Below are 10,765 nucleotides of genomic sequence, written 5' to 3'. Positions count from 1 at the left end.
CCTGCGCTTCACCCCCACCCCGCTGCACAGCGACGCCGAGATGGCGCGCCTCGTCGACGCCCTGCTCGACGTGTGGACATCGCTGAATCTGCAGGTAGGCCAGCGTGCGGCCTGACCGCGCCATCGCGGGGGGGGGGCGTCCGGCGACGCCCCTGCTCACCCCAAACGATGCACAGACGCGCTTGGCGGATCATTGGTCGCCGATGAGGAGAACCGCAATGACCGAGCAACACTACCCCGCTCTATCCCCCGTCAAGACGGGCATCTGCGGACGGTGTCCGCGCTGTGGAAAGGGAAGCATTTTCCAAGGTTTCTTGAAACTGGCCCCACGCTGCACCGCGTGTGGTCTGGACCTGTCCTTCGCGGACCCGGCGGACGGCCCGGCATTCTTCGTCATGTCGATCGTCAGCTTTCCGGTGGTGGCGTTCGCGGGATGGCTCGAAATCCAATACGAACCGTCCGTTTGGGTGCATTTCATCACCACCCTGCCGATGCTGCTGGGCGGTTGCTTGGCCCTTTTGCCGCCTTTCAAGGGGTGGATCGTGAGTTCGCAATACGTGCACAAAGCTGCAGAAGGGCGTCTGGCGCAAAGCACGGAAAAGTGATCCGGCACCAACAAAACTCAGCGACCTCCAGCGGGCAGAGCCACTTTGCGCCTCCGACGCCCAAGGCGATTATCAGGCGCACAACGGAGAAACAGTCATGGAAGATCACCGGGTAACGCTCCGGGCGCTAGTCCTTTTGCTGGTGGGTGTGGTCGGGTACGTCGGCGTCCTGCTCGCAAGCCCGGACGTGGCTGTCTTCATCATCGTGGTCGCGGCATGGATCAACTTGGCGATCCTGGTGCGCTTGACCCGGTAAGAGGCTGACGGCTGCTGCGGATGCCACTTGGTGGCTCGCGTCATCACGGCCCGATCGGCTTGTTCCGCTTGTGTAGACTAGGGTACCAGGTGCCGCACCGCTTCCGCATGGAGCCCCGAACCGCGTTCCCCTGGGCCGTTGGAAGCCTTCTTGCGTGGACGTCGCTCGACCGTCGTAGGGTGCCGTTGGATGTCAGAGCTGTACGCCACACGGCCCATAAGGAAGATCATGCACGCGGAACACAAGGATTGGGCGCCCGAAATCAGGACCAAGGACAAGCCCGTCTACTTGGCCATCGCCGACGCGATCGCGGACGACATTCGCAGCGGCCGCCTTGCGCCCGGCCAGCGGTTGCCACCACAGCGTGCTCTTGCCGAGCATTTGGGCCTTGACTTGACCACCGTCACCCGCGCTTACAAGGAAGCCGGGCACCGCGGTTTGCTCGACGCCCGTGTCGGGCTGGGGACCTTTGTCCGCCCGTCGGCGCCCGTGCCGGCGCGTGCTGAACGCAGCGCCAATGCCTTCGGCGTCTTCGTCGATATGACGATGAACCAGCCGCCGCTGCCGGACTCGCCGGAGTTGTTGGAAAGCGTCCGCCAAGGCATGGCCGAGGCGATCTTGCAGGCCGACCCACGGACGGTTTTGCGCTATCCCGATGTGGGAGCGAGCCTAAGGGATCGCGATGCGGGGGTCCGATGGCTTGGCCGGCGTCTGCCGGATCTGTCCGGGGATCGCATCGTCCTCTGCCCCGGCACGCAAAGCGCGCTGCTCTGCCTGTTGACCGCGTTGGCACGCTCCGGTGACACCGTGTGTGCGGAAGCTCTGACCTATCCGGGCTTCAAGGCGCTCGCGCAACAAATCGGCCTACGGGTGATCGGCGTGGCCATGGACGACCAGGGGCTCGATCCGGAAGCGCTGAAAGCGGCGTTCTCCGCGCATGCCCCAAGGGTCCTGTACTGCACGCCGACGCTGCACAATCCGACCACGGCGACGATGTCCTTGGAACGGCGGCAGGCGATCGTGGCCGTTGCGCGTGAACACAACGTGCCGATCATCGAGGACGACATCTATGGTGTTCTTCCGGAGATCGGCATGCCGCCCATCGCCGCCCTCGCGCCTGAATTGACCTACCACGTGGCCGGCCTTGCCAAATGCGTCGCCCCCGGGCTGCGCATCACCTACATCGCCGCTCCCGACGCCCGGCAAGCAATGCGGGTGATTGGAGCGCAACGGGCGACGATGCTGGCCACGCCGCCCATCTTGGCGATGATCGCCACCCGGTGGATCAGCGATGGAACCGCCGATCGACTGCTCGGCGCTGTTCGTGCGGAAGCGGTGGCCCGTCAGCACATGGCAAAAGCCACACTTCCGCCAGGAAGCTATGCGGCGCACCCCGAAGGCTTCCATCTGTGGCTCCGCCTGCCCGCGGCGTGGACGCGCGGCGAGTTTGCGGCACACCTGCGCACCCGCGGCATCGCGACCGTGGTCAGCGACACCTTTGCCGTTGCCGAGCCGGTTCCAGAAGCGCTGCGCATCTGCTTGGGGGCACCAGCCAACCGCGCCGACACGCAGCGTGTCCTGGACATCCTTGCGGAAGCGCTCGACCAGAGTCCGGCTCTGGCCGGTGTGGTCATCTGAAGCAGCAACGCAACCGCCGCGTTGAGACTCGCGGAGTCAGACCAGTGCAGCCGACGCGGCTTTTTTTAGGAGTGATGAGGATCATGAAGGACATCGCGCAAGCGTTTGAACAGGCCTTCAAGGCGATGCCGCTGATCGCCGTGCTGCGGGGCATAACGCCTGAGGAAGCGGAACCGGTGTTCGACGCGGTGGTCGAGGCTGGGGTCACGCTCATCGAAATCCCGCTCAACTCACCCGATGCCTTGATCAGCATCGGCAAACTTGCCGCGCGGCGGTTTCCCGGGGTGTGCATCGGAGCGGGCACCGTTTTGACCGCTGCGGACGTAGAGCGTGTAAACGCGGTTGGTGGCGAGATGATCGTCACCCCAAACACCGAGCCCGCGGTAATCGACGCCGCCGTCCGCGCCGACCGCGTCCCGGTGATCGGTTGCCTGACGCCCACGGAAGCGCTGGTCGCTTCGCGCCACGGCGCGCGCGTGCTGAAGATCTTTCCGGCGGCCCGCCTTGGCGCCGCCTACCTCACGGATGTCCGAGCGGTGCTTCCGCTGGGAAGCCGGCTTCTGGCATTCGGCGGCGTCGGCCTCAACGACATGGCCGAGTACCGCGCCGCCGGAGCCGATGGCTTCGGCTTCGGCACCACTCTTTACAAGCCGGGACGTACCGCCCGCGACGTCGGCGCCGTGGCGCGCGATCTCGTTGCTGAATGGAAACGCCTCGACGTCGCGGGCGGGTAACCACCGCACTTATCAACACCGACACCGACACTGCCCGAGCGCAACACCCCTGTCCGTGTCGCGCTCGGCGCTCCGAAGAACCGCCAGGGCCTGCGCGAGACATTGCGGCAAGTGGCCAACCTTCTGGCCGAGGCACCTGTCATGTCTTCCATGGCCGTATGAATTCCAAAGGCATATTGGATGCATTCAAGTTGACACTGTCGGTCTCACCGGAGCATACGAACATACATTGCATGCAGGCATTGCTTGCCATTGCCTCCCGAAGGAACACGCGATGTCATCCGAACAGGAATGGCCGCCTCTTCCCCCTCTCAGCACCGGCCTGCGTGGTCGCTGCCCACGCTGCGGCCAGAGTCATCGGTTCAGCGGCTTCCTGAGGCTGCGCCCGCACTGCGAGGTCTGTGGCTTGGACTACTCCTACGCCGATCCGGCTGACGGCCCCGCCTTCTCCGTCATCTGCTCCGTCTGCATTCCCGCGGTCATCCTGGCGCTCTGGATCGAGGCACAGTTTGAGCCCCCTTACTGGGTGCACCTCGTCACGACCCTGCCGTTCCTGTTGCTGATCTGTGTTCTGCCCTTGCGGCCGTTGACGGGTTGGCTGGTGGCCAGCCAGCACTTCTACAAGGCAGAGGAAGCCCGTTTCGTAACAGCCGCGCCAACCCAGTCGCCTGTGACCCTACCCTCAGACAAAGACTCGCGCTCGACCTGACTGGCGTCAGGTTCCCCTGACGATAGATAGTGTCATAGCTTGGAGATGTTCAAAATGTATGATTGGTTCCCTCTAGTCTTCTTTCCGTTCAAGATTATCGTGTTAGGAACGGGCATGTTCTTCGCCATCAAGTGGCATCACGATCAAGCGAAGAAGGATCAAGCGAAGAAGAATAAAGAAACCAGCGGACCGTAAGCAGCCCCGGCATCGGCCGGCCCTTCGGCTTGCGGAAATGCACCCTGCGGCGGCGGCCCGCCACGATGGCCGCTTCGTTGGCCTTCGAGCGGCAGGCGCCGTCCGCCCACACCCGGCTGTCGAAGGAGTCGGGATCGAGCAGGCCCGGCAGTCGGGCGCCGTCGCGCCGCGCCGCGTCGGTGACGATGAAGCGCCGGATCAGGTGGAACCGGCGGTCGATGGTGATGTGCGACTTGGCGCCGAAGGCCGCGATCGGAAGCCCCTCCACGAGGCGCACTTCGGACCCGTCGAGCGTCGGCCCCGGCTTCGCCTCGACCCGCCCTCGTTTCACCGCCCAGCGCGCCTGCGTGTCCTTCTGGCGCGCCTTGGCCGGCGGCCAGGGTGGGGTCTTCACCGTCACGGATCCGGCGCTTCTCCTCCCAGGCCAGCCGCGGCCGGGGCGTTTCCACGATGGAGGCGTCGATGATCTGGCCACCAAGTGCGAAGTAGCCACGCTCCTTCAAGTCCGCGTCGAAGCGGGCGCCCTGGCCGCGGTCCGCTTCCGGCTCTGGAGCGAGACGACTTTCTCGCCGTCAACGCTGGGCGGGGAGAGCGCGAAACTCCTCGGCGCTGGGCTCAACCGCCTCTTTCAGGCCGCTTGCTTTCCGGCGCAATTGAGCAAAGTCGAGCTGAGCGCTCTGGTGCCGAGCTGCACCTGGTGCGAGGCACAGGGCCGGCGGTATCGGCCGACCACCGCCTGGGGCAGCCACGGTTCGGAAAAGCAATCCAACGGCAAGCCGTGACGGGAGCCCCGGCGCGAGCGCATCCAAAGGTGAACGGATCCGCCCAGCAGAAGCACGTCCAGTGGCTCGCCCGCGCCGGCGACGCCGAGCGATCCGACGATTCCGTTGAAGCCGAAACCTGCCGTCGGCACGCAGAGCACTGGTTCCGTGTGGCCCACGGCCGCACCGGTCCCTGAGGCTCCGCTGATCCACCGTTGTCAGTATCCTCGGGCCGTCTGGCGTTACGCGGTCCAAATGACTTTCAGGACATCCGTAGCGGTTCAGGCCGCATCGCCTTCCCCCAACCCACCCATAGAGGCCAGGGTTTTCACGGTTTCCGCTATGGCGAAAACGCTGCAACAGAGCCCAACCTTGCGATTACATGGAACTGCGACCAAGCAGCGGAGCGACCGTCCGCAGGGCTTGATCCAAATCTGTGAGCAAGTCACCTTCCCCCTCCAATCCGATGGACAAGCGCAACAGGCTGTCGTCGATGCCCGCCGCTCGCCGCGCCTCGATCCCCATGCTCGCGTGCGTCATCGTCGCCGGATGAGCGACGAGGCTTTCGATGCCGCCAAGTGACTCGGCGAGCGTGAACACCTTCACCGCTTCCACGAAACGGCGTGCGCCGTCCGCTCCACCTTTGATGTTGAAACTCAGCATGGCGCCGAAACCGCGTTGCTGGCGCTCCGCGATGGCGCGGCCGGGGTGAGACGGCAGGCCTGGATAATGCACGGTCTCCACGCACGGATGACGATCGAGAAAACCGGCCACCGCAAAGGCGGTGCGCTGCTGGTGCTCCAGCCGTGGGAACAGCGTTCTCAAGCCACGCAACGTCAGGTACGCGTCGAAGGGCGACCCTGTGAGGCCCATTGCGTTCGCCCAATCCTTGAGGTGGTTCAGATCCTGCGTGTGCGCGGCAATGACAGCTCCCCCCACGACATCGGAATGGCCGTTGAGGTACTTGGTCGTTGAATGGATGACGAAGTCGGCCCCAAGCGCCAGGGGGCGCTGGAGCGCGGGCGAAAGGAAGGTGTTGTCGACGGCGACTTTGGCTCCCGCCGCCTTGCCCTGTTCGGCCAGCTTGGCGATGTCGGTGATGCGCATCAACGGATTGCTCGGTGTTTCGATCAGGATGAGGGCCGGGCCGCGTCGAAGAGCCTCGGCGAAACCTGCCGCCTCGTTCAGATCGACGAACGCCACCTCGAAATGCCCCTTCCCCGCTCGCATCGAAAGCAGGCGATGGGTTCCGCCGTAGCAATCGTGTGGAGCGATCACCAGATCGCCAGGGTCAAGCGTCGCCAGCAGCAGGCTGACGGCAGCCATGCCGGTGGCCGTGACCACCGCACCGGCGCCGCCCTCCAGTTGGGCGAGGGTATCGGCGAGCAGATCGCGCGTAGGGTTGGCCGTTCGCGAGTAATCGTATGGTCCGGGCTTCTCAAAGCCGGGAAACCGGTAGGTGGTCGACAGGTGGATCGGCGGCGTCACCGCGCCGTACTGCGCGTCGCTCCCGATGCCGTTGGCGGCGGCGATCGTCTGCGGGGATTTCCCATTGTCCATGCTCGGCATCCTTTGCTGCGTGCCGTGGTCCGGCTGTTCGGCCGCTCCTGGCCTGTCCCGATGGCGCGCGTCAGCGCGCCGCCGCCCGAAGGTTCGCGGCGCGGCTTGTCCGTCCGGGCTCGCTCGCCACATCGCCACGCATGGTGCGCACCAGGTTGTAGACCATCATGAGCGCGCCCGCGAGAAACAGGGCGCCGCCGGCTGCGCGGATGACATGGAAGGGGTGAGTGGCCGTGACCGTCTCGACGAACGAATATTGGAGAAAGCCAAGGGTGTCGTAGGCGCGCCACATCAGGCCCTGCATGATGCCCGACACCCACATGGCGGCGATGTAGAGCAGAATGCCCACGCTCGCCGTCCAGAAATGCAGGCTGACCAGCGCCACGGAGTACAGGCGCTCCCGCCCCCAGAGCCGCGGGACGAGGTGGTAGAGGGAGCCGAACACCATGAAGGCTACCCAGCCGAGCGCGCCGGAATGCACATGGCCGACCGTCCAGTCGGTGTAATGCGACAGGGCGTTCACCGGCTTGATGGCCATCAGCGGACCCTCGAAGGTCGACATGCCGTAGAAGGCCACCGACGTCACGAGGAAGCGCAGGACCGGGTCGGTGCGCAGCTTGTCCCAGGCACCCGACAGGGTCATGATGCCGTTGATCATGCCGCCCCAGGACGGCATCCACAGCATGATCGAGAAGGTCATGCCCAGCGTCTGCGCCCAGTCCGGCAGGGCCGTGTAGTGCAGGTGGTGCGGGCCGGCCCAGATGTAGATGAACACCAGCGACCAGAAGTGCACGATCGACAGGCGGTACGAATAGACCGGCCGCTCCGCCTGTTTCGGCACGAAATAATACATCATGCCGACGACACCGGCGGTCAGGAAGAAGCCGACGATGTTGTGCCCGAACCACCACTGCACCATCGCGTCCTGCACGCCGGACAGCAACGGGTAGCTCTTCGCTCCGGTAAAGGAGACGGGCACGGCCAGATTGTTCAGCGTGTGCACCATGCCGACGACGATGACGAAGGACAGGTAGAACCACAGGGCCACATAGATGTGCCTCTCCCGCCGCTGCAGGATCGTCCGGACCAGGATCGTCGCGTAGAGCAGCCACACACCGAGCAGGAACAGGTCGGTGTACCACTCGAACTCCGCGTACTCCTTGCTCTGGGTGGCGCCCATCACGTAGCCGGACACCGCCAGGAGGACGAATATCTGATAGCACCCGAACAGCAGCTGGTGCAGTTCACGGCTTCCCCATAGGGCGGTTCGGCAGGTCCGTTGCGCCACGAAGAAGGACGAGCCGATCAGCGCGTTCCCGGTGAAGGCATAGACGATCAGAGTGGTGTGGATCGGCCGGACGCGGCCGAAGCTGGTCCATTCCAGCCCGAGGTTGAGCGTCGGAGCGACCAGCAGAAGGGCAACCCACAGGCCCATTGCCAGCCCGGCCACACACCAGAACAGGGATGCCCGGATGAACATCCGCACCGCGGCGTCTCCGGCGTCGTACGAGGCCGCGTCGCCGTCCGTCCGTCCGGCCCCGGGTATGGATAGCGTGGTGCTGATCGCGAGATCGGTCATGCGCAAGACCCTGTCGACGTCGCACGGCGGGAGCGGCCGGACGGCCGACGTCATAGCGGCCCGGTCGGCGATGCCCGGTCGGGGCCGCCCGGCGCAGGGCGCGCGGACTCCAGTCCCGTTCTGGAATGGGAGGATCACAGGCGCCATGCCCGACGGCTCGTAACACGGTTGCACAGAGCCTAGGTCGCGCCTACACATAGCAAAAGCGAATTTATTCGATGGATTGCATCGCATTATCCGATACAATTTCTCGTGGGGGACGTCGCATGGACATGGAAACGGCCCGCACTTTCCTTGAAGCGGCCACGGCTGGAAGCTTCGTCGCGGCGGCGGAGCGGCTGCACGTCACGCAATCGACGGTCAGCACGCGCATCCGGCAATTGGAGGATCAGCTGGGTTGCCAGCTGTTTGTGCGCAACAAGAACGGCGCGATGCTCACTGCGGCCGGGATCCGGTTCCAGCGTCATGCCATCGCCATGCTCCGCCTCTGGGAGCAGGCCCGGCAGGAGGCCGCGCTTCCCATCGGGCATCGCGCCCTGCTGCGCATCGGCAGCGAGGCCGGTCTGTGGAACCGGATGCTGAACCGTTGGATTCCCTGGATGCGGCGGAATGCCGAAGACATCGCCCTGCGGTGCGAGGTCGGGTTGGCGGACGATCTGCTCCAGCGCCTTCGCGACGGGACGCTCGATCTCGCGGTCCTCTATTCGCCGCGCGCCGTGCCGGGCCTCGCGGTGCGCCTGCTGCTGGAAGAGGATTTGGTCCTTGTGAGGGTTCGCCCCGCTCCGAGCGCCGGTGGCGACCACTACGTCCTCATCGACTGGAGCGACGAATTCCAGCGCAGCATCCGTTTGCGAAATCCGGAGCTTCTGTCCACACCCTTGTCGATCGGCGTCGGCACGCTCGGGCTGGACTATGTCAGGCAATGCGGGGGAACCGGGCATTTCCCACGGAGTCTGGTCCAGCCCATGCTCGACCAGGGGGTGGGGGAAGTCGTTCCCGAAGCGCACCCGTTCAGTTTGCCCATCTACGCCGTTCACCCGGCGGAGCCTGATGTCAGCGTTCTCGAAACCGCGTTCGAAGGCCTGCGGGCCATCCTCGGCTCTGACGAGGTGACAGGGAATTCTCAACAAGGCGCCGACGCCCAATAAAATCCCGTCCCGTCCCGTTCCGGCCGGCGTCGGCGCGCGCGGGGCTGATGCCCGCAAATGGATGCCGCCTCACCGGCAGGCTTTCACGCCGTCGCGATGATGCGGCGTGAACGGTGTTCTGACAGGAAGAGAGGAATCACCATGAAGCCCCAGCGGTCCGCACCCCGGCCCTCGTCACCCTTCGCACGCCCCGACGGGTCCTGCCTCGGTCGTCTTCCGGACGAGCAGGAGGACGAGCCCGTGCCCGCCGCGCCGGCGGAACCCGTGGACAACCCCGCCCCGCCCACCGAGCCGATGAATCCGGCTTGATGCGGTTCGGAACACCGGCGCACGTTGGCCGCGACCGATCTGCCGCTGAACCTGCCGCTGAACCTGCCGCTGAATGCCCGTCCTAAACCTGCGGCGATGATGCGCGTTCATCCGCGCCGCCAAGCGCCTCTTCCCCACAACGGTAAGCCCGTGCAAGGGAGGCGTCCTGTGCCGGCGTGAGCACGGCGTCAACGGCACTGAGCAGTGCGGTCTCTTCCTTTTGAATGTGCAGGACGAGGCCCTCGATCAACTGCTGCCCGAAATGGCGGAAGACCGGCCAGCTTTCCTCATCGAACCCCTCACGCAGAGCCAGGGCACACAGCCGGGTGATGCGGCGGACGAGCGGGCGCAGGGCCTCGTGGTCGGTCGAGAGGTCGGCCGTCATCTCGTAAGCGCCAGCGGCGGCAATGGGCGGAAAGAGCCACTGCTCTTCCAGGAGGAAATGCCGTTCGAGGTCCTGGCCCAACTCCTTGCCAAGGGTGGCGAGCAGAACGCGACCGTCCACGTCCAGATGTGGGATGTCGTCTTCCGTGGTGCGCTCCAGGTAGGCTTCGAACGCGTTCAGAAGGTCGATGGTCCGGTGATGATCATCGTGCAGGAGTTGGCCGGTCTTGCTGTCGGTGTGCATGTCCGAAGTCTTTTGAGAGGGGGTCACGCGTCGGGTCGGCCATTCCAAGCGGCAAGCCTGACCAGTCGAGGATCGTCGGCGTGGTCCACCAGCATGCGTCGGACCCGCTCCTGCCACAGGATGCGGAACTGTGCCGCTTCGTCCGGGGATGCCGCGTGGGACAACAGGCGCTGCAGAAGGCCGGGCATCGCCGGATCGACCGGCACGACGCCGCTGTCGAGCGTCGCTTGCACTCCCGCTCCCGTGTCCATGCGGACGAAGGCCATCGTCCCTTGAATGCCGACCCCGAAGGACAGGAGGTTCCGGCGGTCGAAGCGTCCAGCGATGCCTTTGAAGCCGGTGCTCTCCGTCGCTCCGGTCAGCAGCGTGGCGACGCTTGCCATCACACCGGCCACACCTTCGGCGGCGGCCTCGCGAACAGACACCGCAACGGCCCCGCGCTCGGGCACCTCATCGGGATACAGACGCTCCAGTGACCGTACGGTCATCAGGTAAGCGCCCGCGACGGTCGGGCAGGAATGGCCGGCCAGCCGCACCGCATCGGCATAGCCATACTCAAGCAGGCCGTCCTCGGCCGCGCCGAGGAACGCGCTGAGCGGATCGCACACGACGAGCCGCGGCGCCGCATCATAAAAGGATGGAA

Annotated in this window: 12 protein-coding genes; 7 read left to right on the top strand and 5 right to left on the bottom strand. The window is 65.2% G+C overall.

The genetic code is table 11. The annotated features are described in order from the left end of the window. Positions 1-218 precede the first annotated feature (218 nt). The 5 genes from Q4I23_RS25705 to Q4I23_RS25685 all read left to right on the top strand — a co-directional run bounded on the left by Q4I23_RS25705 (position 219) and on the right by Q4I23_RS25685 (position 3,942). Positions 219-605, top strand: coding sequence for a DUF983 domain-containing protein (locus Q4I23_RS25705; RefSeq protein WP_498528089.1), 387 nt, complete (start codon positions 219-221; stop codon positions 603-605). A 97-nt stretch (positions 606-702) separates the two neighbouring features. Next, complete coding sequence (locus Q4I23_RS25700; protein ID WP_498528088.1) at positions 703-861, top strand: hypothetical protein; 159 nt, start codon at positions 703-705, stop codon at positions 859-861. A 228-nt stretch (positions 862-1,089) separates the two neighbouring features. Then, positions 1,090-2,499: an aminotransferase-like domain-containing protein gene (locus Q4I23_RS25695; RefSeq protein WP_498528087.1), complete on the top strand. Its 1,410-nt coding sequence runs from the start codon at positions 1,090-1,092 to the stop codon at positions 2,497-2,499. Between the two features lie 83 nt (positions 2,500-2,582). Next, entirely contained in the window at positions 2,583-3,233 is a 651-nt protein-coding gene (locus tag Q4I23_RS25690; protein ID WP_498528086.1) for a 2-dehydro-3-deoxy-6-phosphogalactonate aldolase, read from the top strand. Between the two features lie 406 nt (positions 3,234-3,639). Further along, the gene (locus Q4I23_RS25685; RefSeq protein ID WP_498528085.1) at positions 3,640-3,942 is read left to right on the top strand and encodes a DUF983 domain-containing protein; all 303 of its coding nucleotides are present in this window, start codon (positions 3,640-3,642) and stop codon (positions 3,940-3,942) included. Positions 3,943-4,069: 127 nt separating this feature from the next. Here Q4I23_RS25685 and Q4I23_RS25680 read toward each other — a convergent pair whose 3' ends face one another. Further along, the gene (locus tag Q4I23_RS25680; RefSeq protein ID WP_498528084.1) at positions 4,070-4,537 is read right to left on the bottom strand and encodes a hypothetical protein; all 468 of its coding nucleotides are present in this window, start codon (positions 4,535-4,537) and stop codon (positions 4,070-4,072) included. A gap of 78 nt (positions 4,538-4,615) precedes the next feature. Here Q4I23_RS25680 and Q4I23_RS25675 point away from each other — a divergent pair, with 78 nt between their 5' ends. Continuing rightward, positions 4,616-5,095, top strand: coding sequence for a DUF4167 domain-containing protein (locus tag Q4I23_RS25675; RefSeq protein WP_498528083.1), 480 nt, complete (start codon positions 4,616-4,618; stop codon positions 5,093-5,095). A gap of 181 nt (positions 5,096-5,276) precedes the next feature. On the opposite strand, the gene metB is transcribed toward Q4I23_RS25675, so the two are convergent. Both metB and ccoN read right to left on the bottom strand, forming a co-directional pair. After that, entirely contained in the window at positions 5,277-6,458 is a 1,182-nt protein-coding gene (gene metB, locus Q4I23_RS25670; RefSeq protein WP_498528082.1) for a cystathionine gamma-synthase, read from the bottom strand. Positions 6,459-6,528: 70 nt separating this feature from the next. Continuing rightward, on the bottom strand, positions 6,529-7,938 hold the full coding sequence (gene ccoN / locus Q4I23_RS25665; protein ID WP_498528090.1) for a cytochrome-c oxidase, cbb3-type subunit I: 1,410 nt from the start codon (positions 7,936-7,938) through the stop codon (positions 6,529-6,531). A 365-nt stretch (positions 7,939-8,303) separates the two neighbouring features. On the opposite strand from ccoN, the gene Q4I23_RS25660 reads away from it, so the two are divergent. Next, positions 8,304-9,185, top strand: a complete 882-nt coding sequence (locus Q4I23_RS25660; protein ID WP_454019526.1) for a LysR family transcriptional regulator — start codon at positions 8,304-8,306, stop codon at positions 9,183-9,185. 391 nt (positions 9,186-9,576) lie between these two features. Here Q4I23_RS25660 and Q4I23_RS25655 read toward each other — a convergent pair whose 3' ends face one another. Together Q4I23_RS25655 and Q4I23_RS25650 are read right to left on the bottom strand one after the other, a co-directional pair. Next, on the bottom strand, positions 9,577-10,122 hold the full coding sequence (locus Q4I23_RS25655) for a hemerythrin domain-containing protein (protein WP_498528081.1): 546 nt from the start codon (positions 10,120-10,122) through the stop codon (positions 9,577-9,579). Positions 10,123-10,145: 23 nt separating this feature from the next. Beyond that, positions 10,146-10,765, bottom strand: a 620-nt coding sequence (locus Q4I23_RS25650; protein WP_498528080.1) for a hypothetical protein, incomplete at its 5' end; no start/stop codon positions are given.

It is taken from the genome of Azospirillum sp. UFLA03-27 (genome assembly GCF_059803775.1).
Note: the sequence above shows the minus strand (reverse complement) of the source record. Positions and strands in the feature narration are given on the sequence as shown.